This is a genomic window from Thiobaca trueperi (assembly GCF_004342175.1).
In the GTDB taxonomy this organism is placed as follows: Bacteria; Pseudomonadota; Gammaproteobacteria; order Chromatiales; family Chromatiaceae; genus Thiobaca; species Thiobaca trueperi.
This window is the reverse complement of record NZ_SMAO01000009.1, coordinates 37,761-64,750: the sequence shown is the minus strand read 5'-3', so window position 1 is coordinate 64,750 and position 26,990 is coordinate 37,761. Positions and strand designations below refer to the sequence as shown.

At 60.7% G+C, this 26,990-nt stretch carries 34 protein-coding genes; 23 read left to right on the top strand and 11 right to left on the bottom strand.

Features of this window, described 5'->3' with window-relative positions:
• Positions 1 to 16: 16 nt before the first annotated feature.
• From gshA to EDC35_RS15560, 8 genes are all read left to right on the top strand, one after another.
• The gene (gshA, locus tag EDC35_RS15595; protein ID WP_132978190.1) at positions 17 to 1,627 is read left to right on the top strand and encodes a glutamate--cysteine ligase; all 1,611 of its coding nucleotides are present in this window, start codon (positions 17 to 19) and stop codon (positions 1,625 to 1,627) included.
• A gap of 120 nt (positions 1,628 to 1,747) precedes the next feature.
• A complete protein-coding gene (locus tag EDC35_RS15590; protein ID WP_132978189.1) occupies positions 1,748 to 2,377 on the top strand; it encodes a cytochrome b/b6 domain-containing protein in 630 nt (209 codons plus the stop codon).
• Positions 2,374 to 2,730 (top strand): DUF1924 domain-containing protein, encoded by a 357-nt coding sequence (locus EDC35_RS15585; protein WP_132978188.1) that lies wholly within the window; start codon positions 2,374 to 2,376, stop codon positions 2,728 to 2,730. The genes EDC35_RS15590 and EDC35_RS15585 overlap by 4 nt, the downstream gene beginning before the upstream one ends.
• A gap of 16 nt (positions 2,731 to 2,746) precedes the next feature.
• A complete protein-coding gene (locus EDC35_RS15580; RefSeq protein WP_132978187.1) occupies positions 2,747 to 3,328 on the top strand; it encodes a cytochrome C in 582 nt (193 codons plus the stop codon).
• 96 nt (positions 3,329 to 3,424) lie between these two features.
• A complete protein-coding gene (locus EDC35_RS15575) occupies positions 3,425 to 4,015 on the top strand; it encodes a diheme cytochrome c (protein WP_132978186.1) in 591 nt (196 codons plus the stop codon).
• 97 nt (positions 4,016 to 4,112) lie between these two features.
• Complete coding sequence (locus EDC35_RS15570; protein ID WP_132978185.1) at positions 4,113 to 4,613, top strand: hydrogenase expression/formation C-terminal domain-containing protein; 501 nt, start codon at positions 4,113 to 4,115, stop codon at positions 4,611 to 4,613.
• A 127-nt stretch (positions 4,614 to 4,740) separates the two neighbouring features.
• Complete coding sequence (locus EDC35_RS15565) at positions 4,741 to 5,874, top strand: hydrogenase small subunit (RefSeq protein ID WP_132978184.1); 1,134 nt, start codon at positions 4,741 to 4,743, stop codon at positions 5,872 to 5,874.
• 73 nt (positions 5,875 to 5,947) lie between these two features.
• Positions 5,948 to 7,903 (top strand): nickel-dependent hydrogenase large subunit, encoded by a 1,956-nt coding sequence (locus EDC35_RS15560; RefSeq protein WP_341539443.1) that lies wholly within the window; start codon positions 5,948 to 5,950, stop codon positions 7,901 to 7,903.
• A gap of 76 nt (positions 7,904 to 7,979) precedes the next feature.
• Here EDC35_RS15560 and EDC35_RS15555 read toward each other — a convergent pair whose 3' ends face one another.
• Complete coding sequence (locus tag EDC35_RS15555; protein WP_132978183.1) at positions 7,980 to 8,213, bottom strand: HypC/HybG/HupF family hydrogenase formation chaperone; 234 nt, start codon at positions 8,211 to 8,213, stop codon at positions 7,980 to 7,982.
• Between the two features lie 95 nt (positions 8,214 to 8,308).
• Here EDC35_RS15555 and EDC35_RS15550 point away from each other — a divergent pair, with 95 nt between their 5' ends.
• Positions 8,309 to 8,824: a HyaD/HybD family hydrogenase maturation endopeptidase gene (locus tag EDC35_RS15550; RefSeq protein WP_132978182.1), complete on the top strand. Its 516-nt coding sequence runs from the start codon at positions 8,309 to 8,311 to the stop codon at positions 8,822 to 8,824.
• A 366-nt stretch (positions 8,825 to 9,190) separates the two neighbouring features.
• Here EDC35_RS15550 and EDC35_RS15545 read toward each other — a convergent pair whose 3' ends face one another.
• Positions 9,191 to 9,631: a phosphate-starvation-inducible protein PsiE gene (locus EDC35_RS15545; RefSeq protein ID WP_132978181.1), complete on the bottom strand. Its 441-nt coding sequence runs from the start codon at positions 9,629 to 9,631 to the stop codon at positions 9,191 to 9,193.
• Positions 9,632 to 9,721: 90 nt separating this feature from the next.
• Complete coding sequence (locus tag EDC35_RS15540; protein ID WP_132978180.1) at positions 9,722 to 10,063, bottom strand: PepSY domain-containing protein; 342 nt, start codon at positions 10,061 to 10,063, stop codon at positions 9,722 to 9,724.
• Between the two features lie 237 nt (positions 10,064 to 10,300).
• Here EDC35_RS15540 and EDC35_RS15535 point away from each other — a divergent pair, with 237 nt between their 5' ends.
• From EDC35_RS15535 to EDC35_RS15475, 13 genes are all read left to right on the top strand, one after another.
• The gene (locus EDC35_RS15535; protein WP_132978179.1) at positions 10,301 to 10,657 is read left to right on the top strand and encodes a DUF1924 domain-containing protein; all 357 of its coding nucleotides are present in this window, start codon (positions 10,301 to 10,303) and stop codon (positions 10,655 to 10,657) included.
• A gap of 16 nt (positions 10,658 to 10,673) precedes the next feature.
• Positions 10,674 to 11,249 carry a diheme cytochrome c gene (locus EDC35_RS15530; RefSeq protein ID WP_132978178.1) on the top strand — a complete coding sequence of 192 codons (576 nt, stop codon included), beginning with the start codon at positions 10,674 to 10,676 and terminating at the stop codon, positions 11,247 to 11,249.
• A gap of 66 nt (positions 11,250 to 11,315) precedes the next feature.
• Positions 11,316 to 11,903 (top strand): diheme cytochrome c, encoded by a 588-nt coding sequence (locus EDC35_RS15525; RefSeq protein WP_132978177.1) that lies wholly within the window; start codon positions 11,316 to 11,318, stop codon positions 11,901 to 11,903.
• 108 nt (positions 11,904 to 12,011) lie between these two features.
• Positions 12,012 to 13,289 carry a 2Fe-2S iron-sulfur cluster-binding protein gene (locus tag EDC35_RS15520; protein WP_132978176.1) on the top strand — a complete coding sequence of 426 codons (1,278 nt, stop codon included), beginning with the start codon at positions 12,012 to 12,014 and terminating at the stop codon, positions 13,287 to 13,289.
• A gap of 8 nt (positions 13,290 to 13,297) precedes the next feature.
• Positions 13,298 to 13,876: a hypothetical protein gene (locus tag EDC35_RS15515; RefSeq protein WP_132978175.1), complete on the top strand. Its 579-nt coding sequence runs from the start codon at positions 13,298 to 13,300 to the stop codon at positions 13,874 to 13,876.
• Positions 13,873 to 14,694 (top strand): cytochrome c3 family protein, encoded by an 822-nt coding sequence (locus tag EDC35_RS15510; protein ID WP_132978174.1) that lies wholly within the window; start codon positions 13,873 to 13,875, stop codon positions 14,692 to 14,694. The genes EDC35_RS15515 and EDC35_RS15510 overlap by 4 nt, the downstream gene beginning before the upstream one ends.
• 310 nt (positions 14,695 to 15,004) lie before the next feature.
• Entirely contained in the window at positions 15,005 to 15,241 is a 237-nt protein-coding gene (locus EDC35_RS15505) for a hypothetical protein (RefSeq protein ID WP_132978173.1), read from the top strand.
• Between the two features lie 99 nt (positions 15,242 to 15,340).
• Complete coding sequence (locus EDC35_RS15500; protein WP_132978172.1) at positions 15,341 to 16,114, top strand: cytochrome-c peroxidase; 774 nt, start codon at positions 15,341 to 15,343, stop codon at positions 16,112 to 16,114.
• A 186-nt stretch (positions 16,115 to 16,300) separates the two neighbouring features.
• Positions 16,301 to 16,822: a cytochrome b/b6 domain-containing protein gene (locus EDC35_RS15495; RefSeq protein ID WP_132978171.1), complete on the top strand. Its 522-nt coding sequence runs from the start codon at positions 16,301 to 16,303 to the stop codon at positions 16,820 to 16,822.
• 44 nt (positions 16,823 to 16,866) lie between these two features.
• A complete protein-coding gene (locus EDC35_RS15490) occupies positions 16,867 to 17,379 on the top strand; it encodes a NapC/NirT family cytochrome c (protein ID WP_132978170.1) in 513 nt (170 codons plus the stop codon).
• A 211-nt stretch (positions 17,380 to 17,590) separates the two neighbouring features.
• A complete protein-coding gene (locus EDC35_RS15485) occupies positions 17,591 to 18,025 on the top strand; it encodes a PRC-barrel domain-containing protein (RefSeq protein WP_132978169.1) in 435 nt (144 codons plus the stop codon).
• 218 nt (positions 18,026 to 18,243) lie between these two features.
• On the top strand, positions 18,244 to 18,669 hold the full coding sequence (locus EDC35_RS15480) for a ferritin-like domain-containing protein (protein WP_132978168.1): 426 nt from the start codon (positions 18,244 to 18,246) through the stop codon (positions 18,667 to 18,669).
• Entirely contained in the window at positions 18,638 to 18,925 is a 288-nt protein-coding gene (locus tag EDC35_RS15475; protein ID WP_424565299.1) for a CPXCG motif-containing cysteine-rich protein, read from the top strand. The genes EDC35_RS15480 and EDC35_RS15475 overlap by 32 nt, the downstream gene beginning before the upstream one ends.
• A 56-nt stretch (positions 18,926 to 18,981) precedes the next feature.
• Here EDC35_RS15475 and EDC35_RS15470 read toward each other — a convergent pair whose 3' ends face one another.
• The 8 genes from EDC35_RS15470 to EDC35_RS15435 all read right to left on the bottom strand — a co-directional run bounded on the left by EDC35_RS15470 (position 18,982) and on the right by EDC35_RS15435 (position 26,264).
• The gene (locus EDC35_RS15470; RefSeq protein ID WP_132978167.1) at positions 18,982 to 20,322 is read right to left on the bottom strand and encodes a diguanylate cyclase domain-containing protein; all 1,341 of its coding nucleotides are present in this window, start codon (positions 20,320 to 20,322) and stop codon (positions 18,982 to 18,984) included.
• A 2-nt stretch (positions 20,323 to 20,324) separates the two neighbouring features.
• Entirely contained in the window at positions 20,325 to 20,933 is a 609-nt protein-coding gene (locus tag EDC35_RS15465; protein ID WP_243651709.1) for a chemotaxis protein CheB, read from the bottom strand.
• Positions 20,934 to 21,167: 234 nt separating this feature from the next.
• Positions 21,168 to 21,980, bottom strand: a complete 813-nt coding sequence (locus EDC35_RS15460; protein ID WP_132978166.1) for an alpha/beta fold hydrolase — start codon at positions 21,978 to 21,980, stop codon at positions 21,168 to 21,170.
• Between the two features lie 59 nt (positions 21,981 to 22,039).
• On the bottom strand, positions 22,040 to 22,291 hold the full coding sequence (locus EDC35_RS15455) for a hypothetical protein (protein WP_132978165.1): 252 nt from the start codon (positions 22,289 to 22,291) through the stop codon (positions 22,040 to 22,042).
• A gap of 26 nt (positions 22,292 to 22,317) precedes the next feature.
• Entirely contained in the window at positions 22,318 to 22,476 is a 159-nt protein-coding gene (locus EDC35_RS15450; protein ID WP_132978164.1) for a DUF3309 family protein, read from the bottom strand.
• Between the two features lie 32 nt (positions 22,477 to 22,508).
• Positions 22,509 to 22,718: a hypothetical protein gene (locus tag EDC35_RS15445; protein ID WP_132978163.1), complete on the bottom strand. Its 210-nt coding sequence runs from the start codon at positions 22,716 to 22,718 to the stop codon at positions 22,509 to 22,511.
• Positions 22,719 to 23,167: 449 nt separating this feature from the next.
• Positions 23,168 to 25,192: an Hsp70 family protein gene (locus EDC35_RS15440; RefSeq protein ID WP_132978162.1), complete on the bottom strand. Its 2,025-nt coding sequence runs from the start codon at positions 25,190 to 25,192 to the stop codon at positions 23,168 to 23,170.
• Positions 25,173 to 26,264, bottom strand: a complete 1,092-nt coding sequence (locus EDC35_RS15435) for a hypothetical protein (protein WP_132978161.1) — start codon at positions 26,262 to 26,264, stop codon at positions 25,173 to 25,175. Before EDC35_RS15435 ends, EDC35_RS15440 begins: the two co-directional genes overlap by 20 nt.
• A gap of 310 nt (positions 26,265 to 26,574) precedes the next feature.
• Here EDC35_RS15435 and EDC35_RS15430 point away from each other — a divergent pair, with 310 nt between their 5' ends.
• Positions 26,575 to 26,988, top strand: coding sequence for a CopG family transcriptional regulator (locus EDC35_RS15430; protein ID WP_132978160.1), 414 nt, complete (start codon positions 26,575 to 26,577; stop codon positions 26,986 to 26,988).
• Positions 26,989 to 26,990: the final 2 nt, after the last annotated feature.

Here is a 26,990-nt window from a genome sequence, read left to right as displayed (position 1 = left end):
CCGGACACCACCCGAATTGAACGACTCGCAAACCAGCCTGGAGCGGCGTGTGGCGGACCTCGCCGCCGCCGGGGCGTCGGCCACCCTGGCCGGCAATCGGATCGGCCTGGAAAAAGAGGGGCTGCGGGTCACGCCCGCTGCCCGGCTCGCCGACTCGCCGCACCCACCGGCCCTGGGATCCGCGCTGACCCATCCTTACATCACCACCGATTTCTCCGAGTCGCTGATCGAGCTGGTCACGCCGGCCCTGACCGGCGCGCAGGAGGTGCTCGACTTCCTGACCGACATCCATCGCTACGTCTATCGGCACCTTGGCAATGAGTGGCTGTGGGCGACCAGCATGCCCTGCGTACTGGAGCGCGCCGGTCAGATCCCGCTGGCCCGTTATGGCGCGTCCAATGCGGCAACCATGAAGACCGCCTACCGGCGCGGGCTGGGCAACCGCTACGGGCGCACCATGCAGATGATCGCCGGGGTGCATTTCAATTTTTCCTTCGCGGACGCCTTCTGGACGCTGTATCAGGAGCAGACCGGCACACCGGGCGAGGCCCGCGCCTTTCGCGATGCGGCGCAGATGGGCATGATCCGCAACTTACAGCGGATCGGCTGGATCCTGCCCTATCTCTTCGGCGCCTCGCCAGCGGTCTGCGCCAGTTTTGTGCAGGGACGGGCGACCGATCTCCAGCACTTCGATGCCAGCACACTCTTCTATCCCTACGCCACCTCACTGCGCATGGGCGACATCGGCTATCAGAACAAACAGGAAGAGGGCGTTGGCATCAAGGCCAATTACGACAGCCTGGATGCCTATGTCCGCAGTCTGACCTGGGCCATTCAGACGCCCTGTCCGCGCTACGAGGCCATCGGCGTCAAGGTTGGCGACCGCTATGAGCAGCTCAACGCCAATGTGCTCCAGATCGAAAACGAGTACTACAGCACGGTGCGACCCAAGCAGATCACCGACTGGCTGGAAAAACCGAGCCTGGCACTGCGTCGGCGCGGGATCGCCTATGTCGAACTGCGCTCGCTGGATGTCAATCTCTTTGAGCCGGTCGGGGTCGGGATCGAGCAACTGCTCTTTCTGGAAGTCCTGATGCTCGATTGCCTGCTGCGCGACAGTCCCCGTATCGGCACGCGCGAACGACGCGACATCGACGAAAATCAGGTGCTGGCGGCCCATCGCGGACGCGAGCCGGGGCTGCGACTGGCCCGTGACCATACCGAGTTGGAACTTCGCCAGTGGGCGCACGAACTGCTCGACGGCATGGTGGCGACGGCTGCATTGCTCGATGGGGTGGCGGACGGCCCGCGCGCGGCGAACCTGCGCGTGCAGATGGAAAAGATCGCGCATCCCGATCTAACCCCGTCGGCGCAGATGCTGCAAAGGATGCGCGAACGCGGCGAGGGTTTTTTCGCCTTTGCCCAGCATCTATCCGAAGCGCACGGGCGTGCCCTGCGGTCATCGACACTGAGCGCCGAACGCCTGGCCAGCTTCGACCGTCTGGCCGCCGAATCAGTCCAGCGCCAGCGCGAGATCGAAGCGTCGGATGACCGGAGTTTCGATGATTTTCTGCGCGATTATTTTGCTCAGGGTAAAGCCGGCAATCCGTCTGAACCGCGTGTTTAACTGACCATTCGCTGACAGACCCGTACAGCCTTCGGTCAGCGCCCCCCCGTTAATCTGCGTCCCAAGGTCGTGATTGATCGCGACCGACTTCACCGACAGCCGTCGCAAGGGGACAGACAGATGACGATTCAAGCCGCGACCCCGTCCGGGATCGCCTCACTCGACACCACCACGCCCGTGACAACCGAACGGGTCCGCGTCTGGGATCCGCTGGTGCGGATCTTTCACTGGTCGCTCGCCGCTGGCTTTGCGACCGCCTTCATCGTCGAAGACGATCTGCTCGGCGTACATGTCTGGGCCGGCTATCTGGTCCTGAGCCTGATCGCCGTGCGTCTGGTCTGGGGCGTGATCGGCACCCGCCATGCACGCTTCACCGATTTCGTACACGGCCCACGGCAGATTCTGGGCTATCTCAAGGATGCACTGCGGTTTCGCGCTCCGCGTTATCTGGGCCACAACCCGGCGGGCGGCGCCATGGTGATCGCCCTGCTGTTCTGCGTCGCGGCGACCGGACTGACCGGCATGGCGCTCTATGGCGCGGAGGAATTCGCGGGACCGCTGGCCGGACTGATGAGCGCCCTGCCCGAGTTCAGCGGCGATGCCCTGAAAGAGGTCCACGAATTCCTGGCCAACACCAGTCTGGCACTGATCGTCCTGCATCTGGCCGGCGTGATCTTTTCCAGTCTGTCGCATCAGGAAAATCTGATCGGCTCCATGATCACTGGATTCAAACAGAGAGAAAAACAATGAAAACAAGCCTTGTGCTCGCACTGGCCGCCGCTGGCGCACTCAGCCTCCCCGCCACACTGCTCGCCGCCGATGCGGCGGCAGGCAAAGCGGGTTGGTCTAAAGAATATCCCCAGTCGGACGGCTCCCCGGCACGCAGTTGTGTCACCTGCCATGGCAAGGATCTGACTCAGCCGGGTCGTCAGGCCAACACCGGCAAGGTGATCGAGCCGCTCGCGCCATCGGTCAATCCCAAGCGGCTGACCGATCAGGCCAAGATCGAGAAATGGCTGCTGCGCAACTGCAAATGGACCCTCGGGCGCGAATGCACGGCCACCGAAAAGGCTGATTTCGTCGCCTATATCAAGACGCAGTAAGCGAGAGAGCGAATCCATGACCCATCGCAAAGGCATCCTCATCCTGCTGGGCCTTGGCCTCATCACATTCGGCACGGCTGGCGTGGCTGTCAGCGATGACGGCGACCGGAACGGAAAGCGCGGCGGCTGGCTGACCGCCCGCGCCGATGTCGCCCCGGTCGCCAATGCCACTTACGGCGAGGAATGCGGTTCCTGTCACCTGGCCTATCAGCCGGGACTGCTGCCGGCACCGGCCTGGGCACAGGTCATGGATCCCGCCGCGCTGGGCGATCATTACGGCGACGAGGCCACGCTGGCGGAAACGCTGCGCACCGGGATCCTCGCCTATCTGACCGCCCATGCCGCTGATCAGGCCAGCGAGGTCCGTTCCCGCGCCTTTGCCGTTGGCTTTGATGCCCATGCTGGAACCGGGCTGCCGCGCATCACCGAGACGCGCTATTTCAAACGCAAGCATGACCGGGTGCCGACATCGCTGGTGGCCGGCAACCCCGATGTCGGCAGTTTCAGCCAATGCCCGGCCTGCCATCGCGGTGCCGCCAAAGGGATCTACAACGACAGTCAGATCGATATCCCCGGCCACGGCCCTTGGAAGGATTGATTCTGGGCGGGCATGGTCTTTCGCACCGGAAAACCTGATCGGCTCCATCGTCGCCGGACTCGCACCTCAAGACACAACGAACGGGAAACCATACTCATGAACCATCACAAACCGATCCTCACGATCTTCACCATCGGCCTGCTCTCGCTGGGCACTGTCGGTCTGGCGTTTGGGGATGACGATGAGGAGAGGGAAGAAGACGAACGCGAGTCAAGTGGCTGGATGGACTCCCGCACGACCCTCGCCCAGGTGGTCAACGCCACCTATGAACAGGAATGCGGCTCCTGTCACATGGCCTACCAACCGGGATTACTGCCGCCACAAGCCTGGGCGCAGATCATGGAGCCTGCCGCGCTGGCGAATCATTATGGCGACGATGCCTCTCTAACGGATGAACTGCGCACCGAAATCAGTACCTTCCTCGGCGCCAACACCGTCAATCTGGCCCAGCAGGGTAACCCCTATGCCCAGAATCCCGCGAATTCGACTGCGGGTCAGGGCCTGCCGCGCATCACCGAGACCCCGGATTTCAAGCGCAAGCACGATGAAATTCCGGCGCGTCTGATCCAGGACAATCCGGAGGTTGGAAGCCTCAGCCAGTGCAATGCCTGCCATCGCCAAGCGGCTGAGGGTGACTACAACGAGCGCCAGATCAACATTCCCGGCCATGGTCCCTGGAACGACTAAACCACAATCTGTTGCACCTGTGGCGCTTGATGATCGGGGATGCGCGTCGGCGCCCTGATGTTTGCGTGTGGTACAACCATGGCGATAGGCCGAACAAATGACAAAACTGAGTGACATTCCGGTGCGAATTGACCGCCCTCGCGGATCCAGGGCCGATGTGGCGAGCGTAACCGCCATTCTGACGGAGCTCAGCGAGATGCTCGCCAACTTTGTCGAAACCGGACAGCCTGGCGTCATCGATTTACGTCAACGACCACGGATGCGGAAAGCGACCTATCAGACCCTCAAAGACGCTTTAGCCACCGGCGAGGTCAGCGCCGTGGTCGATACGGAGTCGAAGGTCGAGGTGCTGGAGACGCAGTACCCGGGGGTGTGGTGGGTGACTCACCGCGATGAACGTGGCGGCATCCTGACTGAACTCATCGAAATCACGGCCATCCCGGCCATTCTGCGGTCTCATTCGACCGAGATCCAGGCAGGTCTGAGACGGCTGCAACGCCGTCTGGCGGAGTCAGTACCCACGCGCGAGTCGGTCGCTGCCATGGACGAAACGACGGATCGTCCCAGCGACGCCGACAACGGCCCGCCAGCTCTGTGAAACCCCGGCAGACACCGGCCAACGGCGAGACCTCAAACCGGGGCCGCCCTTTGTCGCCGCTGGGAGCCCCGCACCACCCGAAGTCGTCCAACCGCCACACGGCCCATCAGCGAGAGGAAACACGACCATGACTGTAGCGTTCCGAAATCGCGCGACCACGCCCGTTTCCCCTGCTCCTGCGCAAAAGGACATCGCACTGGACGACGCCACCGCGAGCCGACTGCTTGAAGCGGGCATCAGTCGGCGGCGCTTCCTCTCCTATTGCGCCGGCCTGGCATCCATCATGGCGTTGCCGCAATCCATGGTGCCCCGGCTGGCTGCGGCGGCCACGTCTCCGACCAAGCCCTCGGTGGTCTGGCTACCGTTTCAGGAATGTACCGGTTGCACCGAGTCGATGGTGAACTCCTTTGCCTTCAGCGGCGGCGCGACCATCGAGAACCTGATTCTCAACCTGATCTCACTGGATTATCACGAAACCTTGATGGCGGCGGCCGGTGACCGGTCCGAGCAGCGGCTGAAAGAGGTCACCAAGTCCGGTCATATTCTGATCGTCGATGGATCGATTCCCGCGCCATGGGATGGAAGCCAGCGCAATGGCTACTTCATCAGTGGCGGTCGGAGCGGCGCCAAACGCTTCGAGGCCGCCGCCAGAACCGCCAGGCTGGTCATCGCGGTCGGGACCTGCGCGAGCTTCGGCGGCTTGCCCAAAGCCAATCCGAACCCGACGGGCGCACTGTCGATCGGTGCGCTCATGACGCGACTTGGCATCAAGACCCCCTTGATCAACGTGTCCGGCTGCCCGCCGATTCCGGAAGTGATGACCGGGGTGATCCTCTACTATCTGGCGAAGGGGATGCCGGCCCTGGACAGTCAGGGCCGACCGGTGATGTTCTATGGCGATACCGTGCATGACGACTGCTATCGCGAAGAATTTTTCGAGGACGGGCCGTTCGTTCAGCAGTTCGATGATGGGGTCTCGCGCAAGGGCGGCTGTCTGTACAAGGTCGGTTGCAAAGGACCGGTGACCCACAATGCCTGTTCACGCATTCGCTGGAACCAGGGCACCAGTTTTCCCATGATGTCCGGCCATGGATGTATCGGGTGCGCCGAGCCTGATTTCTGGGATGGGCTCAACTTCGAGGGCAAACAGGGGTTCTATATCCCCCTGGGGACCGGCTCTGGCCATAGTCGCGGCATGCCCTGCGAGACCTGCCACAGCGACGGCGGCGGCGATGACGATGACGATGACGACGATGATTAGGATCGCGGTTAGGACCGTTCCATCGGATCGGTTGCCACGGACGCCCGCCGCCGCCTGCGGCTGACATTCTCGATTGAGGAGCAAGGTCATGGCTACAACAACAACATCGACGATCGTCATCGATCCGGTGACGCGCATCGAAGGGCATCTGCGCATCCAGGCATATGCCGAAACCAGCGATGGGAAAAGCGGCAAAATTACTCAGCCGGCGCTCAGCTCCAGCACCATGGTGCGGGGTCTCGAAATCATCCTCCGGGGGCGTGACCCGCGTGACGCCTGGGCCTTCACCCAACGCATCTGTGGCGTCTGCACCGTCGTCCATGGCTTGACCTCGGTGCGGGCGGTGGAAAATGCCATTGGCATCAAGGTGCCGAGGAACGCCGACTACATCCGTAACATGATGATCGGCGCTCAATATGTGCATGATCATGTCATGCATTTTTACCATCTCCACGCGCTGGATTGGGTGGATGTCGTCAGCGCCTTGAAGGCCAACCCGGCCAGCACTGCCGCCCTGACAAAACTCAACAACCCCGCCTATAAGCCCAACAATGGGGCGCTTCCCGACGCCGCGTACTTTCAGTCGGTCCTGAACAAGTTAAACGGCTTGGTGAGCCGGGGCCAGCTTGGCCTCTTCGCGAACGGTTACTGGGGCCATCCCGCTTACAAACTGTCGCCGGAAGAAAATCTGCTGCTCGTCTCCCATTATCTGGAGGCGCTGGCCTGGGCGCGGGAAGTGGTGAAGTTACACACGGTCTTCGGCGGCAAGGATCCCCACCCCAATCTGGTGGTGGGTGGGATGCCCTGCACCCTGAGCACCAACACCGGGGCGGTCAATGAGGAGATCGGCGGCACCTCGCTCAACACGGCGGGTCTGACGCTGATCAAGACGGCGGTGGCGAAGATGAAGTCCTTCGTCGATCAGGTCTATATGCCCGACGTCGTCTTGGTGGCAAAGCGGTACAAGGCGTGGGCGAGTATCGGCGCCACCGCCGGCAATTTCTTGTCTTATGGCGAGTTTCCCGACCCGAAACTGGTCAAGCAGGAATTCGTCGATGGCGCCATCGACTACCCGAGCGGTTACGTTTTCCCGCCCGGCGTCATCTGGGCCGGCGCGCTCGGGAAGCTGGAACCCTTCGATGAGCAACGGGTGACCGAGGACGTCACCCACGCCTGGTATCAGCGTGGGAGCAGCCAAGCGGTCCATCCCTCGCGTGGCTGGACCGTCCTCGACTATCGTGGGCCGCCTCCGGATGGGACGGCTTATATGCTGAAAGAGAGCGATGCATACTCTTGGATCAAATCGCCTCGCTACGATGGCCAGCCCATGGAGGTGGGGCCGCTGGCCCATATCCTGACCATGCATGCGCGGGGCACCCAACCGACCGACAAGCTGGTGCGCCGCTTCGTCCAGCAAATCTGGACCAATCCCGCGTCGAATGGCGGTCTTGGCCTGCGTTTCGACCAACTGAACTCGACCCTGGGTCGCATCTTCTGCCGGATGTTGGAGACCAAAATCATCGCCGACCAGATGGCGGGCAGAACCGCCGACAAAGCGGCAGGCACTCCCGCTTACCCGGGCTGGTATCAGCTTTACTACAGCAATCGAGCGGGAGCCTACTGGAATCCAGAAACGTTCCGGCGCCTCCAGCAGCCGACCTTGTGGCCCAATAACGGCATCGGTTTCGGTTTCACCGAAGCGCCGCGCGGCGCCCTGGGTCACTGGATCGACATTAATCCAGGGACGGGCATGATCGACAACTATGAATGTGTCGTAGCCAGCGGCTGGAACGCCGGTCCACGGGACGCTGGCGGCACGCCTGGACCCTACGAAACGGCGCTGCAAGGGCATGTCCTGGCCGATTTGTCGCAGCCGCTCGAAGTGCTGCGGACCATCCACAGCTTCGATCCCTGTATCGGATGTGCAGTACACATCATCGACGCAAACGGCACGCCCTTGGTTCAGGTCAATCTCAACCACGGAGCCGGACCTCTAACCAAGATATCCTGTGCAGCGGGCAGCGTTTGAACGCCTCGCTTGGGGTGAAACCCCCTAGATGACCTTGTCAGCGGATGATCACCTAAAACCATCTTCTATGTAGCGATTAAGTAGCGCCGTCCGCAGCCAGCATTTGATCATAGACTTCCCAAGCCGCTGCTGCCGCAGAGGGGCTGATCCGATCCATGGCATAGCCCAGATGGACGACCACATAGTCGCCGACGGCCAAGGGCTCGTGCTGGAGCATGAAGAGGTTCACCTCCCGTTCCACGCCCTTGGCGGCGCAACGGGCAGCGAAACCATCGATAGACTGAATCTGCATCGGGATACCGAGACACATCGTGTTTGCACTCCGGACGTTTGACGCGATGTGACAGGCTAAGCGTCAAGGGTAAATTGAACAAAATCCACAGACATGGTGGCGGGAGTAACCACATGACGCAAAGCACGCTCGTCCTTGGCCTTGGCAACACGCTCATGACGGATGAGGGCGTCGGTCCGCTGGTCGTCCGACACCTAAAGGCGGAGGCAGACCCCGCCGGACCGCTGCTGTTCCTTGACGGCGGAACCCTCAGTTTCACCCTCGCGGGGCCGATTGAGGATTGCCGATGTTTGATCGTCGTGGATGCCGCCGCGATGGGTGATCCCCCAGGAACCGTTCGCGTCTTCGAGGGAGAGGCCATGGATCGACAGTTGCGCCAGCACGCCAACAGCGTGCATGAGGTGAGCCTTGCCGACCTGCTGGACATGGTGCGGCTGACTGATCGGTTGCCTGAGCGACGCGCCCTGGTGGGGATCGAACCGGCGGTCATCGGCTGGGGTGACAGACTCACCCCGGCGGTCGAGGCCGCAGTGCCCATCGCGATGGCCCGTGTGCAGGAGATCCTCCGCCAATGGGATGAAACGGAAACCGGTTGTTCGATTGGGCAAGGGCGGTTTGCGGTTCGTTAGGGTACCCAGGGTGATACGCCAATGGGCGGTCTGTGTGGCCGGATCATTGCGTTGCAGCATGGCGTTTGCGTTCAAGTCGGCGATCCTCGTTTAAAGGCTTTCCCGTATGTCACGACGCGGTGGCTACCGTTCTCATCACGCATTGTCATCCGTTATGATCTTGGCACTCCTGGCATCGGTAGCGCTGACGGGTGCAGCAACCGAAACTCAACCTTGCGCCTCCGGTCAAGCATCGATTTAGCCTGTAATCGGCGTGATTGAAACGGTGCGCTTGATAGCCGGGCGATCATGATGTCATTGGCGACCGTTAACAGGATCGGTTTCATCTCATGCCACAACGGTGTCGATTCAGTCGCCGATGATGGGTCATGACTCCCCGCGCTCCCGCGCCGCGCCTTCGCGCGGGACTTCGTAAGGAAAGCGCACATGGCCGTAGCGGATCAGGAGCACGGCGCCCGCCAAAATCAGAACCCCTGACGCGATGGCGATGATCTGCCACTCGGTGAGTCCTTTCAGATCAAGGATCAGGTGTCGCGCCAGGGCCACCATGGCGATATAGAGCGGCATCCGCACCGGCAACGCGCCGGATTCCAGATAGACCGCGACCATGCTCAACACCTCCAGGTAAATGAAGAGCAGGAGCAGGTCGGCCAGAGTCACCTGACGGAGCGCAATCATGTCGGCGACCTCCTGGCCGCCGGCAATGAGCGTGGCAATGGAAATCACCGTGAGGCCAATGAGTTCGACGTAGGAGAGGAGCCGCGCGCCGGCGGAGGCCATTTTGGGATGATAAAAACGATTCGTCATGAGTAAATTTTTAGGTGTGTGAACCATCATGCCGGCGCTGAGGCGTCGTGCGCGGCCCGTTCAGCCTCTCCGTCCTCAACCGCCTGGGTATCAATCTTCTTCGACGCTGAGGATGCGTCCCGTCGCGGCATCGACCTGGATTTCCAGAACACGTCCGTCGGGGGCCAGAATTTTGAGTTCATAGCACCAGGCGTCCTTGCCAAGACGCTCCACGTCATCGAACTCAACCTCGATCACTTCTCCCGGCACGGTTTGCGCGACCAACGCCAGAATGTCAGCGATGGGCCGGACCTCACCGCGATTCAGCGCCTGACGCGCCCGCTCATGATCCGGTTCGACATCGTGACTCGCTGCCGATGCCAGCGTCGCCGAACCCAGCCACAGGGTCGCCAGCGCGAACGTCACGCTAATCGTCGTCGATGAAATGTGCATGGCGCATCATGCGGCCTGTTTGCTGACCGATCCCTGAGCGAAGCTGACAGCGTTTAGTCAGGTCTGACCGCGTAACGTGGCGCCTACCTCGCGATCCAGCGCCGTCATCCGACGCCGCACCAATCCGCTTAGGGGAGCCCAATGATGCCGTCATCCGTTGCGTGCTCTTTCCAGCCTCGCCCATCACGAAAATCGGGTCGGGGCCATGCTCACTGGATTCAAACGGAGAAAAGATTGATGAAAACAAGCCTTGTCATCGCACTGGTCGCCGCTGGCGCACTCAGCCTCCCCGCCACACTGCTCGCCGCCGATGCGGCGGCAGGCAAAGCGGGCTGGTCTAAAGAATATCCCCAGTCGGACGGCTCCCCGGCACGCAGTTGTGTCACCTGCCATGGCAAGGATCTGACTCAGCCGGGTCGTCAGGCCAACACCGGCAAGGTGATCGAGCCGCTCGCGCCATCGGTCAATCCCAAGCGGCTGACCGATCAGGCCAAAATCGAAAAATGGCTGCTGCGCAACTGCAAATGGACCCTCGGGCGCGAATGCACGGCCACCGAAAAGGCCGATTTCGTCGCCTATATCAAGACGCAGTAAGCGGGAGAGCGGATCCATGACCCATCGCAAAGGCATCCTCATCCTGCTGGGTCTGGTCACACTTGGCGCGGTTGGCGTCGCCGTCAGCGATGACGGCAACGGGAACGTGAAGCGCGGTGGCTGGTTGACCTCCCGTGCTGATGTCGCCCCGGTCGCCAATGCTACTTACGGCGGGGAATGCGGTTCCTGTCACCTGGCCTATCAGCCTGGACTGCTGCCGGCACAGGCCTGGGCACAGGTCATGGATCCCGCCGCGCTGGGCGATCATTACGGCGACGATGCCTCGCTGGCGGAAACGCTGCGTACCGGGATCCTCGCCTATCTGACGGCCCATGCCGCTGATCAGGCCAGCGAGGTCCGTTCCCGCGCCTTTGCCGTTGGCTTTGATGCCAAGGCGGGAACCGGGCTGCCGCGCATCACCGAGACGCGCTATTTCAAACGCAAGCATGACCGGGTGCCGACATCGCTGGTGGCCGGCAACCCCGATGTCGGCAGTTTCAGCCAATGCCCGGCCTGCCATCGCGGTGCCGCCAAAGGGATCTACAACGACAGTCAGATCGATATCCCCGGCCACGGCCCTTGGGGGGATTGAGTTCGGCGGTGCTGATGCATCGCCTGCTGCCCATCATGAAAACTCACACAACGGGAAACCATACCAATGAACCATCACCAAAAAATGCTCTCCATCCTGGCCGTTGGCCTCTTCACTCTGGGGGCCGCTGGCATGGCCTTTGGCGATGATGATGACGATGATGACCGGCGCGGCAATCGCAGCGAGCGGTCACAGCCCCATGCCGATTTCGCCCCGGTGACCAATGCGGCCTATGGCGAGGAATGCGGTTCCTGCCACATGGCCTATCAACCGGGTCTGCTGCCGGCCCGTGCCTGGGCGGCGGTCATGTCGCCCGAGGGACTCAGCAATCACTACGGCGACGACGCCTCATTAACGGATGCACTCCGCAACGAGATCAGCGCCTATCTGACCGCCAATGCGGCTGACCAGACGGGCGGAAAACGGGCGCGGAAATTTGCCGAGTCGCACACCGGGGCCAACGGTGGCCTCCCGCGCATCAGCGAGAACCCTTACTTCGTGAAAGAGCATGACGAGATCCCATTGCGTCTGATCAAGGACAATCCCGACGTGGGGAGTCTGAGCAAATGCAATGCCTGTCATCGCAAAGCGGCTGAGGGCGATTACAGCGAGCAGCAGATCAACATCCCCGGCCACGGCCCCTGGACGGATTGAGCCGCCGTGGATGACGACCAGCGTTTTGAGGCCGGCAAGCAGCGATTGGTTGCCGGCATCAACGCTGATTTGATCGCGTGAAACCGCATGCAGATTGGGACAAGCATCATGAGCACGACGACCTTTGCCATCCTGATCAGTGGCTTGATCCTGCTCCAGGTAGCCGGTTTCGCGGCCTTCGGATTCTATCGTCAACAGATCCGCTATCGTGCGCTGGAACGCCCGGAACCGGATTTCGTCCCACCATCGGCCTTGGCCGGCGTCACAGCGTCCCCCGCGCCCGCCATGACCACCAAGACAGCGGCTTGGCCCGGTGACCGGGAGTTCGTAGTCCAGCGCCGGGTGATCGAAGACGGCAACGCCAGCGTCTGCTCCTTCTATCTGGCACCGACCGATGGCGCACCGCTCCCACTCTATCAGCCGGGTCAATATCTCACCTTCAGGCTGGAGATCCCCGATCCGGCAGGCGGTGCGCCAACCAGCGTCGTGCGCTGTTACTCGCTCTCCGACCGCCCACGAGCGGACATGTACCGGGTATCGATCAAACGGGTGCCGGCACCGCCCGGCAAGCCGGAGGTTCCGCCGGGCATCGCCTCGAACTATTTCCACGATCACATCCAGGAAGGCGCGCGGCTATCGGTGCGCGCCCCGTCCGGGCATTTTCATCTGGACGCAGAAAGCGAGTTGCCGATCGTGCTGATTGCCGGCGGCATCGGTCTTACCCCGCTGCTCAGTATCCTCAACACGCTGGCCCATCGGGCCGATCCGCGCGAGGTCTGGCTCTTCTATGGCGTGCGCAACCGGGGCGAGCACATCATGAAGGCGCATCTGGAGAGTTTGCGCGACACGCATCCGGAACTGCATCTGCATGTCTGTTACGCCGAGCCATCCGCTGCGGATCGCCCCGGCATCGACTACCAGCATCAGGGCTGGATCGATATCCGGCTGCTCCAGAAAGCGCTTCATTTCGGACGTTACGATTTCTATGTCTGCGGCCCACCGGCGATGATGGAAACGCTGGTTCCTGCCCTCAGTGAGTCGGGTGTCGCGGATGAGAACATCCATTACGAGTCGTTCGGTCCCGCCTCGCTGACCAAGCGTCGGGGGCCTGTCTCAACGACGGTGAGCGACCCGGTCGCGGTGCGTTTCAGCCAGTCGGGCAAGACCATCCAGTGGGACGCGACCAGCGAATCCTTACTTGAGCTGGCAGAGGACCAGGGTATCCGGGTCGATTCAGGCTGCCGTGCTGGCAGTTGCGGCAGTTGTCAGACGCGCATCGAGTCCGGCGAGGTGACTTACCAACAGACGCCGGACGCGGACGTGAAGCCGGGCCATTGTCTGCTCTGTATCGCGACCCCGGCCACCGACCTGACTCTGGCCCTGTAGAGACTGCCATGAAACGCTCAATCGCTCGCAAAGAAGTGTTGCCTTTCCTGTTCCTGTTCGGGTCGCTGCTGGTCGCGACCGCGATTGCCGACGCCCTGCTGCATCTGCTGGATCTGGTGTGGGTCGGACGCTATCTGGGCATCCCCGGCACGATCCTGATTCTGCTTTCTTTCTTCTATTCGATGCGCAAGCGCAAGCTGATTCAATTTGGCAAGCCGAAAACGCTGCTGCGTCTGCATGAGGTGCTGACCTGGCTGGGGGTGCTGATGATCCTGGTCCACGCCGGAATCCATGTCTATACCATCCTGCCCTGGCTGGCCCTGGTGGCGATGCTGGTGACATTGGCCAGCGGGATGACGGGTCAGTATCTGCTGGATCGGTCGCGACGCGACTTGAGCGCGAAACGTGACCTCTACGCCGGGCAGGGCCTGAACACAACGTCGGTCGATCAGGAACTCTTCTGGGATGCGGTCACGGTGGATCTGATGAAGCAATGGCGGGCCGTGCATTTCCCGATCACGCTTGCCTTCGGGGTGCTCGGACTGACGCACATCCTCAGTATCTTCCTGTTCTGGCAGTGGTCATGAGCAAAAAACCCATCTTCTACATCGTCGCCGCGAATCTGGCGCTGCTGGTGCTGATCACCTTTCTGTATCCGCAATGGATGGTCGCGCCCGGTCCGCCGATTGAAGCCCATGCGGCCCTTGAAACCGATTGCTTCGCCTGTCACACGCCTTTCATCGGCAGCCGTCCGGCGAAGTGCGTTCAATGTCACCAGCCGGCGGAGATCGGTCTGGTCACCACCAAGGGGCTGGCGATTGCCAACGAGCGAAAACTGGTGCCCTTCCATCAGGATCTGATCGAACAGGACTGCGTCGCCTGCCACAGCGACCACAAGGGCGTGCAGGCCTTCCGCCCCATCGGCCAGTTCTCGCATGAGCTGTTGCAGGTCAAGACGCGCGACCAGTGCAACGGATGCCACCGCAACCCTGGAGACAGTCTGCACCGGGAGATGGTTGCCCAATGCAGTGAGTGTCACTCATCACAAAGCTGGCTGCCGGCCACCCTCGATCATGATCAGTTCTTCCGCTTCGATCAGGCTCACCAGACCACCTGCGCCACCTGTCACATGGACCAGGATTATAGCCGCTATACCTGCTATGGCTGTCATGAGCACTCGCGCTCGAAGATCCGCGAAGCGCATGTGGAGGAAGGGATCTTCAATTACGAGAACTGTGTCGAGTGTCACCGCAGCAGCGAGGCCGAGGAAGGCGAACAGGGGCGAGCGGGCGACAATACGGGACGAGAGCGTGAAGGGCTGGCGCCGAGCCGGATGCGTCAGGACCGTGGGGAGGAGCAGAGTCGCGACCGGCATGGCGAACACGGCGATGGCGATGACGATTAAACCGTGCCCGGTGCGGTATGTGATGTTTGGGGATTGGGTCGGCCTTGGCAGAATCGATGACTGTTGGCGCTGGCGCGGTTTAAGCTATTCAATAATATGAAATTAAAACCGCGTCCCCGCTAAGATCGTGGATGCGCCAAACGTCGAACTCACTCGAAACTCAGTCTCTCGCTCTGGACGCGGTTTCGCTGATCGTTCGCTGACAACGTCATCTAAGGTTCCGTCAGTGGCCGCCGGTTAAGCTGTACCCAAGTCGCGATTGAACGCGGCCAATTATCGCTTCCCAAGACAGCCACTGGAGCATCGACCCATGTTCACGCATTCACTTCTTTCCCGCACGCCCCGCAATCGTTTCCGTCACACGCCGCGGCGCCAGGCCGGTTTCGTCCGGTTCTCTGTGAGCGCCGCCAAACGGATCGCGGGTCGTCGGTCGGTGCGGACTGAAGCCAGCGCGCCGAGCGCGATAGAGCTGGGGCTCAATATCGAGGAAGCCATTCGCTACTTCGTCGAGGCGCAGCCCGGCCAGCTTTACCGAGGCGGGGCATGAGAACGGAGTTGATCCGCTCATGCCGATCAAGCGTTTGACCCTGTGGGATTGCGGGAATCAACACAGATCGATATGACGAACGCTTGAGTGAGGCCCGCGATGAGTACTTGCTTGACACGATTGGTGGCAATTTCATGCGGCTTGTCATTCCAAGCCGTCCGTTCTGTTGACCCTGTCGATACTCAGGGGATGGGCGACCTGGATCAGGCTATGGCGCGGCTCAAACAGATTCCGGGCTATCAGCCGCTGTTTGCCGCCGCCTTCCCCGACGAGACGACTCCCCTGTCAGCCGACAATGCGGCCAAAGCGATCGCCGCCTTCGAGCGCACCCTTATCACTCCCAACTCACCCTATGACCGCTATGTCAAGGGCGATGCAGCGGCCTTGACTGAACAGCAGGTTCGCGGCATGAACAGCTTCGCCGAGTTAGGCTGCACCGCTTGTCACGCCGGCCCCAATTTCAGTGGACCAACCTTACCGGTTGGAACCGGCTTTTTCATGAAATTCCCCACTTATCCGGGTAGCGCCTACGACACCCAGTACGGACTCCTGGAAGACCAGGGGCGCTACATGGTGACCAAGGACCAGAAGGACAAACATCTGTGGCGCGTCCCGACCCTGCGCAACATCGCGCTGACGGCCCCCTACTTCAATCACGGCGGCGTCCCGACCTTGGATCAGGCGGTGCGCGTCATGGCCAAGGCGCAATTGAACAAAGAGGTCAGTGATCCCCAGGTCGCGGACATCGTCGCCTTTCTCAACGGACTGACCGGCGAATTCCCGGAGATGAGCCTGCCACGTCTGCCGGGAACGCCCGAGATGAGCGTCATTCCGCCGATCGATCCGCATCTGAAGCAGAATCCGCACCGCTGAAACAACCCAGGAGGGAGAGGGTGTGCGTCATCTCCGTGCGCCACGGTCTGCGCCAGCGCCAAATCTGACCAATGGCTGATCGGGATGCACAGCGTTCGGTCAGGTGCTCGGCGTTAGGCTGTCTCCCTTGATGGTGACCTAACCGGCTCACTCCCTGCACGATCCACGCGACTGCGAGACTCGCCGATGACGACCAAGACGTCTGTTCAGCCCCCTCACCTCCCGTCTGCAACGACGAGTGACCGTCTCCGTGTCTGGGATCCGCTGGTACGTACCTTTCATTGGACGCTCGCCACTGCCTTTACGATCGCTTTCCTGGTCGAAGATGAGCTGCTCGGGGTGCATATCTGGGTGGGTTATCTGGCCCTGGCCCTGATTGCCATTCGCGTGGTCTGGGGCGTGATCGGCACCCGCTATGCCCGCTTCAGCGATTTCGTGCGCGGGCCACGTCAGGTTCTAGCCTATCTGAAGGAGGATCTAGCCTGCCGTGCCCCACGCTATGTCGGGCACAACCCGGCCGGAGGCGCCATGATTCTGGCGCTGCTGTTGTCGGTTGCGATGACGGGCTTGACCGGTTGGGCGCTCACTAACGGCGGGGAAGACTGGGAAGAGATCCATGAATTCTTCGCCTATCTCTCCCTCGGGTTGGTGATCGTGCATGTCGCCGGTGTGCTCTTTGTCTTTTTTCATTTCCGCCGTCTGGCCTAACCCACGCTTCGAGGGGCTTCGTCGAATCATGCAGGAGATCACGCATGTTTGATTTGGGTCTCGCGTTCTTTGCGGGCGTACTCTTTGCTGAAGGGATCCGCTATGGGGTTGAAGCGACAAACACCAATGAATTCTGTACTTCCTGTCATTCGATGCAGATTAGCTTGAAGGAATATGAGGAGTCGCTGCACTTCAAAAATGTCATTGGCATTCAGACGAACTGCGCTGACTGTCATATTCCCAAATCGCACATCTCAGCCATAACCGCGAAGGTCTTTGCTGTGCAGGAACTGATGGCGGAGATGTATGGAACCATCGATACTCCAGAAAAATTCGAGGCTCGCCGCTGGACACTCGCTAATCAGGTCTGGGCAAAAATGAAAGCGAGCGACTCACAAGAATGTCGTATTTGCCACAGTATTTTAAACATGGTTCTGTCGGAACAGTTTTCTTTAGCGGCACGTCGTCACGCGACCGCAAAGGAGGATGGGAAAACTTGTATTGATTGCCACAAAGGCGTTGTTCATCGTAAACCGAAGAAGTCAAATGCGAATTGAGTTTGGCCCTGGGTAGCTGTCAAGATGCCACAGCTGCACGAATCTGGCGCTCAGGACGTGGCCCGATGGTGGCTGCCGCGATAGCATTCGCTGCTTGCGTGTGTTGCCGAACAGACCGGGTGTCACTGCCGGGCTATGTTGCGAACTGTCGCCGATGATTCGGACGACCGGGATGTTCCTTCTGAATGTGATGCGCTGAACGGAGATGACCATGAATTACACCGAACGCGATACTTATGGCATGTACACAGGCATGGATAAAAGCCATCTCAGCGCCCATGTCGGGCCAGGTCCCGAGCTGATGGGCGCCGATACCCTCATTGGTAACGATGTCTACAGTCCCCAGGACGACAAACTGGGGGACATTAAGGAGATCATGTTGGATATGCAAAAAGGCAGCGTAGCCTATGCGGTACTGTCCTTCGGCGGCTTTCTTGGCATGGGAGAAAAGCTCTTTGCCGTGCCTTGGAGTGCCTTGACGCTCGATACCGAAAACAAACGCTTCGTGCTAAACGTGGAAAAGGATAGCCTCAAAAATGCCCCAGGATTCGACAAGGACCAGTGGCCCAACATGTCTGATCCGACCTGGATGAAAGATATCCATGCCTACTATGGGACGGCGCCGATCTCGCAGGCACCGCACTAAACCGCGCCCAGCGCGATATGCGGTGTTCTTGGATTGGATCGGTGTTTGCTGAATCCATGATTGTCGGAGCTGGCGCGGTTTAAGATATTAAAAAATATAAAATTTTAAACCGCGCCCCCACCAATGGCTGTGGATGCGCCAAACATCGAACTTACTCGAAACTCAGCATCTCGCTCTGGACGCGGTTTAGATGCGGTTTAGTTCAACGAGGAAAAACCATGATGACTTCACGAGAAACGCTATTACAGGAACTCAACAAGGACCTGGAATGGGAGTATGCGTCGGCCATCCAGTATGTACAGCACGCGGCAACCATCACGGGTTCCAGGTTCGACTCGATCCAGAAGGAACTGCTCATCCATGCCCAGGAGGAGATGGAGCACGCAGTGATGCTCAGCGACCAGATCACCTTTCTCGGCGGGGTTCCGTCACTTGAAGTGGAAAAACGCGAAACCTCATTCAGCAGCGTGGACATGCTTCAGCAGGATCTGACAGGCGAGGATCAGGCCATTACCCGTTACCGGGAGCGCATCGCCCAAGCCGAGGAACTCCGGGAATATGGTCTGCGGCGCGTGCTGGAGAATATCCTGATTCAGGAAGAAGAGCACAAACGTGACCTCGACACTGTGCTCTCCGACACATGAGGAATTCGGTTCTGAACAGGCCGATGCGCCTGATGGCGCTGTTTTTGTCCCCGATGCGGAGGCGCAGATGCTGGAAAACATCCAAGTTCACTGCCCTTACTGCGGCGAAGACTTCGATACCGTCCTGGACTGTTCTGCGGGCAGTCAGCACTACATTGAGGACTGCGCCGTCTGCTGCCACCCCATTGAATTTCAGGCTGAGGTGGACGGCGATGGCAACCTGATCACCTTGACGACACGCCGCGAGGACGACTGAAGATCAGCCGACCTGGGTGCTGATCTGGATCGGGTCGGGTCGTCTTTGAGACAACGTCAAGCAGCGTCCAGGGACGTGAAAAAACGGAATTGATTACGCCCTGCCATTTTCGCACGATACATCGCCTGATCGGCTTTTTTGATCACATCTTCAGGCGTGCTGGCATCCTGCGGAGACAGCGCGATCCCAATGCTGGCAGAAATCCGAACGCTGTGATCGAGAATATAAAACGGGCTTGCCAGCGCCGTCAAAATTTTGCCAGCAACCAGTTCGATCGACTGAATGTCGATCGAATCATCCAAAATAATACAGAACTCGTCACCGGCTAAGCGTGCCACAGGATCGTAATCCCGAACACACAAGCGCAGGCGATCCGCGACGATCTGTAATAACCGATCCCCCGTCTCGTGACCAAATCGATCATTCGCCTCTTTGAACGCATCGAGGTCGATAAACAACAGCGCGGTGCGTGAACCGTTCCGCGACGCATGCTTCATCTGCTGTTCCAGACGATCGAGAAACAAGCGTCGATTGGGCAAGTCGGTTAACGGATCATGATTGGCGGCATGCCAGATTCGATCCTCCCGCTGCTTGCGCTCGGTCATGTTGCGCGCCATCCCGAAAACGGCTTCGACGGCGCCTTCCTGGTTTATGACCGGCACCAGGAGGTAGTCGAAAAATTCAATCTGCCCAGACGGATTTTGATGATTGATCTCTCCGCGCAATTCTGTTTTGGCGCGGATGACGTGCTCAATCTGGCTCTGAATCTCGGCGCCATTTCGCGGGTCAATGTCGATAAATTTTTTTCCAACGATCTGGCTCGATGGCAGCGAGAATAATTCACTCATCGCTTTGTTGACATACGCAAACCGCGTATCGAGCGCGAAGGTAAAGCAGAGATCCGGCAAAGACGACAGGATCGAATCGAACACGCGCGCCCGCTGTTCTTTTCTAAACGTATAACTGGATACGGATTGACTGATGGATTGATCGATTGCTTCGTTAAACCGAATGATATCCTCGATCTCTACGTCCGATACCGCTGTATCGAGAAGCGATTTTTGCCACCGTCGTATCACACTGGCGCGGAGTGCTCGATATTCAGCGACCGTCTCATTCAGGCTGAAGCCTAACGCCAATCGCTCCTTGCCATGCGTAATGGATGCATGGCCTTTCGCGTCCATAAAATCAGAATTCCCCTTCGACTTTTGCTTTTCCGCCCATTCTGTCTGCGGCTCGGTGAGATCGACGGCAATCGCTTTGAGTATCTCTTTGACATGATCGCGTAACGCAATTTTATCCATCCTTTGGTTTGGCTCAAGCAAGGATGCGGCGAACGTCTCCCACTCTTGAAGAATGACTTCGAGATCGTCGAGGATAAAATCGGATAGACGCATCGCTATTTTTCTCGTGGTGTGTGGGAATCGCTAGCAATAGAGACAATTTTCAGCGCAATCTCTTCTGGTGAGAGAACGAAATCGATACACCCGCTTGCGATGGCGCTCTCTGGCATCCCTGGCTGCGTGGCGGTTTCGAGCGTCTGCGCGATGGTGATTCCTCCCACGTCCTTGATCCCGCAGAGTGCCGCCGCACCATCACCATCGTAGCCAGAGACGATGACGGCGATCAGCTTGCCATCCCAATACCGGGTGAGTGAACGCAGAAAGACCGTGATCACATCAGGCCATCCCCTCGGCTTTGAGATCGGCTTGAGACGAAACTCGTCATCGCAAATGTGCAAATCCCGCTGTGCCGGGATGATGAATACATGGTTTGGCTGAATCAGCAGGCGTTCCGTGATCAGCTCAACCGGCATCGTGGTGTGATTCGGGAGAATCTCGTGAAGGCGGGTGTCGACGGTTCTCAGGTGATTCACGATGACGATTGCCGCCCCTGTGTCGCTCGGCAGATGCCGGAGCAACCGGATATAGGCATCGAGACCGCCAGCCGACCCGCCCACGCAAACAATCGGAAAATCGGTTTCAAAACGCTTGGTTTTCATAGGCATCAAAGGGCCGCTCCCACCACTCGCAAGGCGTCCATGCCGCAGCTAAACCGCGCCTGGCGCGGTATGCGATGTTTTTTGGATTGGATCAGCATTGGCAAAATCAACGACTGCCGGAGCGGGCGCGGTTTAAACGATTAAAAAATATAAAATTTTAAACCGCGTCTCCACTGAGGCCGAGACAATCTCTAAGGCTAAACACAAAATGAAAATTACACGTTTCGCTCTGGACGCGGTTTAAGCGAGGAACGCCAGCAGATCCGCATTGACGTGGTCCTTGTGGGTGGAGCAGAGCCCATGCGGTGCGCCGGAATAGATCGTCAGCGTGGAGCCCTTGACGATCTGGGAGGCGAGCAGGGCCGAGGCGCCGATCGGCACGATCTGGTCATCGTCGCCGTGGATGAACAGGGTCGGCACATCAATCCGCTTGAGGTCGTCCGTGAAATCCGTCTCGGAGAACGCCTTGATACAGTCGAGGACGCCGTTGAGACCGGCCTGCATTCCCTGGAGCCAGAAGGCGTCACGCTGGCCTTGCGAGACGTCGGGCCGCTTAGTGCCGAAGAATGGCGTGGTGAGATCCTGGAAGAACTGCGAGCGGTCGGCGAGGACATTGGCGCGGATCTCGTCGAAGACCGCGAGCGGCAGGCCACCGGGATTGGCCGGGGTCTTCAGCATCAGTGGCGGCACCGCGCCTATCAGCACGACTTTGGCCAGACGCTGGGTACCGTGACGGCCGATATAACGGGCGACTTCGCCGCCACCGGCGGAGAAGCCGACCAACACCGCATCCTTCAGATCGAGCGTCTCGATCAGAACCGCGAGGTCGTCGGCATAGGTGTCCATGTCGTTGCCGTTCCAGGGCTGACTCGATCGGCCATGGCCGCGACGGTCATGGGCGATGCAGCGATAGCCGTTGGCGGCCAGGAACCGCATCTGATCCTCCCAGCTATCCGCATTGAGGGGCCAGCCGTGGCTGAAGACCACGGGCGGTCCAGCGCCCCAGTCCTTGTAATGGATCTGCGTCTTGTCGGCGGTCGTGAACGTGGGCATTTGGAAGCACTCCGTTTCTGGTGGATTGTCTGGTTACGCGCGTGGTTGCTGCCGGTGGTTCAGCGCAGTGCCGCCACCCGCCAGATCGCATTGCCCACATCGTCCGCGGCGAACCGCGCGGGCAGCGTGGTGCTGGCCGACGATGCCAGGCCGAGCGAGCCGGAGCCACCAGCGGCCAGCCCTTGGCGGGCGCGATGTTCACGGTGGGAATGAGTGCCGGCTGCGGCGGGCAGTTTGGCGATATCACCGCAGGCGGTCAGTGCCAGCGCCGCCACGCCAAGCCAGGGGGCGCGCCATTGCCAGCGCGCCATCCCGACCGACGCGGAGCACTGCCCCATTACAGGCGTCCGAGCAACAGCAGCACCAGCAGGATGAGTACCACCAGCCCTAGCCCGCCAGCGGGGTAGTAGCCCCAGCTCTTGCTGTGCGGCCAGGTTGGAATGACGCCGATCAGCATCAGGATCAGCACGACAAACAGAATGCTACCCAGGCTCATGGTCTTCTCCTCAAGGTTGCGAGTGGGCCGGTCTATTTCTCTGGAGCCGAGGGCGCGGGTGCCGCGCCTTCACCCGACTTGCCGGTTTCGCCCTTCGCGCCTTGATCGCCGGTGGCGCCCTGCGGGCCAGCCGGTCCAGGCACGGCGGTGGGAACATTAACGACGGTGGGTTTGTCGCAAGCGGTCAGGTTCAGCGCGGCTAGCGTGACAAGCAGCGCGGACATCAGTACTGAACGATTCATGGGCATTCTCCGGATTTGGATGATTGTGGCGCGGGTATCGAACCCTCCGCGAACGGACTAAGCGTCTTTGCGAGTCGCAGTCGGCTCTCAATCATCCTAGATTCCATGGCAGGCACAGGTCGGTTCGCTGGCGAACACAGCGGCAAGATTTCTGCGGACGAAGCAGGCGATCAGGAAGATCTGATTGCCAGGTTTTCATCGCGCCATCGCCCGCCGCTCTGTGAAGCGCATCCAACCTGTCATCTTGACTCCTCATTTCTGCGGTATTGAGCCAACACCGTTCAGGGGCGTGCAAAGGCCAAGAGGGTTGCTATGGCCATGTTGACTGACGTCTTCGTTACAACGGTCAGGATGCCTTTCGAAGCCACCGTCTCGTGAAGCAGCGTTTCACCGCTGAGGTCACGAAGCCGGAGCTTTATGATCAGAGAACCGGGGTTACGACATCCGGTTTACCAAATCTGACTGATCGCCGACAGACTCGCGATCTCCTGCTCGACCCGCTCGCTGATCTGTTCCTCCAACCCCTGTCTGGCCTGCTCCGATTGAGCGCTGACCTTATCCGCTACCTGACCCTTGAGGTCATCACGCAGGCGGGCGATCTTGGTGTCCGAGAGTGCGCGCGCGATCAGCCAGACCGGGGCGCCTTCCCACTGCTCGGCCCGGTGTTTGGCCTCGTCCATCCCGTAGCGCATCGCCAGGAAGGCGGCAATCAGGCCGACCAGAGCGCCGATCAGCAATCCGTGGGGGCCGGACATGACGAGCGCAGTGCCAGCGCCGCCGCTGATGGCTGCAACCAGGACGGTCACGATGGTCGTGGACAGCGCCAGGACGATGCCCGCGATTTCGCGATAGACATCCAGGTCCGCGAGCCTCAATCCCTCGGCCATGTCCACCGGCGTTCCGGCATGGGTGAGCCCCTGGTCGACGGTGAGCCGGTGTTGCCGGTACCAGTCCTGCATCAGCTCGGTGGTGTCGGCGGCAACGCCGATGAGCACCCTGGCGAGCTGGGTCGTCACGATCGCTTCGATTTGCGGCCGGAACGCACTGGCGTCCGCCGCGATCCAGGACTTGAGATCGGCGACCGATCCACCCTCCTGGCGAAAGCGGCGCAGAATGGGTTCGATGCGCCCGTCGAACAGACCGACCGCCACCAGCTCGGCGATGCGGTTCGCCGCTTCATCCATCCGCCGCTCGATCAGGGGGGCGATGCGGGTGCCGATGAACGTCGGCAGCTCGCGTCGCAGGTCGATCTGGGTTGCCGCGAGGCGTCGCTGGAGCGCCGGAACGATGGCGAGCCCCTGGGACACGGTCACGTAGGGTCGGTCGCTATGCACCAGACGTGGCGACCGTTCGATCTGTTCCAGTTCTTCCGTGACGATGTCGGCGACGAAGGGCCAGGCGCTGCTGCCCCCGGTCAGGATCACGCAGGCCAGATCCTGGTGGCGCACCTGTTCATGGGCCAGCCCCTGACGCAGGGTCTGGCGAAACCAGTCGAGCAGATCGAGCCCCTGTGTGAATGAATCCAGATGCGCGCCGGCCAGCGGGTTCATCGCGCGCAGATACTGCGCAAAGGTCTCCGATGGCCGGTAGCGGCGTGCCCGCGCCAGGAAGGCATCCCAGGTCGCCTCATGGATGCGTCCATAGTCGCCCACGCTCTTGCGATAGACCGTCGTGGGGTCGAGCGCCATGGCGAGTGAGAATTTCTCCTTCACCTCGCGGCAGCGCACCGCCAGCACGAAGAATTCGGCCTGCTCGCGGCGCATGGTCGCGACGGCCTCTGGATTCTGCTCGATGAACCACTGGTAGAAGAGGTCGTCGAACAGGCGTCCGCCCAAGTGCATGTCGCCCCAGGAGTGCCGGATCTCGCCCCGCACGACGAGCGCGAAGTCGCAGGTTCCGCCACCGAAATCGACCACCAGCGCGCCCCTGAGCGCTTCGATCGGCGTGATGTCCTTGCGCTGGAGATGGAAATAGAGCGCGCCTTTGGGCTCGTCCACCGTCTTGACCTCGCCGAAGCCCGCCTCCTCGGCAATCTCGCGCAGCGCATTCCGATAGGTCTCGGACGCCTCGCTCGGCACCCCGAAGATGACCTGACGCTGCAAGGGCGCGATGTCCTTGTTCTGGCGTCGGGCGAGCGCCAGCAGACCGACCAGAAAATCACGCGCATAGAGGCGCGCCTCGGCGCTGCTGACCAGATCCGGTTTGAACTGGGCGCGGATGCGGTAGTCGTCGTGCTCGGCGCTGGCCTCGCCGAACTCCTCCAGCGCCACATGGCCGATGAGCGGCTCCTTGTCGTCGCGGTAGAGGATGGCCGTGGCGATGCCGTCGCGACCGTCACCGAAATCCACGCCGACCGGATCTTCCCTGTCGCCTGGACACTTGGTGACGTAGGTGTTGGAGGTGCCGAAATCGATGGCCAGGACCGGCTTGGGCTCCGCTGGCATGGGAACGGTGCTATCGCTGTTTGCGGACACGGCCTTTCTCCAGTATGCGGCCATTCTGGATCACCGGCTCGTCCTCGACGATGACGGTGTCACCGTCCTCGATCAGACCGAACGGACGATACTGTTGCTCCAATTCCGGGCTCCAGCGCAGGCGTGAGTGCTCCGCGTGGTCGGACTGTCCGAAGTGTGGAGGCGTCGACAGGCCATCCAGACCCATCCGGCGTGCTTCCAATAAGAGGGCCTCGGCGGCGATCGGCAGACTTGTGGCATCGGAACGGTGAAGATCCTGGATCGCCCGCGCGAGACCGGCGTCCAGCACCGCCTCGCTGGAGTTCGTCACCGGCCTGGCGGACAGACAGCAGAGCAGGACCGAGGAGACATCGACCCACTGGCGGATCAGATCGCGGACCAAGTCGCGATAGGCGCGGGCATCGTATTGGGCGCCGCCACGGGTGAAGGCCAGCAGGGAGACCACGCCCGCGTAGACCAGGATGCGCCGCAGCAGCCCGACGCCGGCGAGCCGTCCCCAGAGTGCGCCGAGCCCGAGCGAGGCGGCGCCCAGCAGGTCCGCCGTCCAGGCCACGCCAAGCAGGGTCTTGAGCACGCCTCGCAGGGCCTTGCTCTCGGTGAGCCGGCCGACCGCGTACATGGCCAGCGCTGCGCCGCCGGGACCACCGATCAGCATCCCCAGGCCACGCACACCCAGGGCCAGGTTCAGCACGCCACCCAGCACGATCATGCCGAGCAGGCTACCGATGGCGGCGGCGATGGCCAGTCGCGGGGCGGACAGGCCGGGTCCGGAGACGGGGAGAGGGAGATTCCACTCGGGGTTGAGACTCAGCCAGCGGCTGCGCAACGCCTCGCGGGCACCGGCATCGGCCGGCGCGGAGGGCAAGGAAGACAGCACCGCGTCCGCCGTCAGCGCGACAAAGACCTCATCGCGGGCACTTGCGGTAGCCTGATCCACCCGCGCCCGATCAGGGGGCGCAGTCGATCCGAGGACGGCAAGGAAGCGCGCCGTGCCCTGCTCGACGATCCGCTCGCGCAGGGTCTGGCTTCCCGACATCCAGACGCGGATCGACTCTTCGAGAATGATGGACATGGTGGTTTCTCTTTGCCAGGGCTTGACCCGTAACCTGTTGACTCAAGTGGTCCAATCCAAACCCGGCGACGACGGCAGAGGGATGGACCATGAGCAGCCTCAAGACGTTGAGCTCGAAAGACTATCGCGCGAGGCGATACCTTGAATCGGTACGCCATCGCACATAGCCGGAAATCAGTTGCTGCATCCGGCGCAGACCCACCAGGGAAACGCTGCCGAGTCGCAGCCGAGTTGACAAACAACGTTTAGAGTCTAATATGCCATCTATATGGATGGTAAACGGATTCCTTTTGGATGGTAGGCGACCTGTATGAGCGTTCATGACATTCGTCCGAAAGTCAGTGAAACCGAGAAAATCACGATCAATCTGGGACTCGTCGACCTCGGACAGATCGACCTTCTGGTACAGGAAGGTTTTTACTCGAATCGAACCGATCTGATCCGCACCGCGATCCGCAATCAGTTGACCACGCATGCCGACGTGGTCCGCCAGACCATCTCCCGCAGGAGTCTGGTGCTTGGACTTCAGCACTATTCACGCGCCGATCTGGAGGCCGTGCAGAGGGCGGGTCAGACACTCCAGATCCAGGTGTTGGGCCTCGCCAGCATTGGCTCCGATGTGTCGCCGGAACTGGCGCTGGCGACGATCGAATCGCTGGTTGTCCTGGGCGCCCTGCATGCCAGTCCTGCGGTCAAGAGCGCCCTCGCCGGGCGCATCCGATAAGG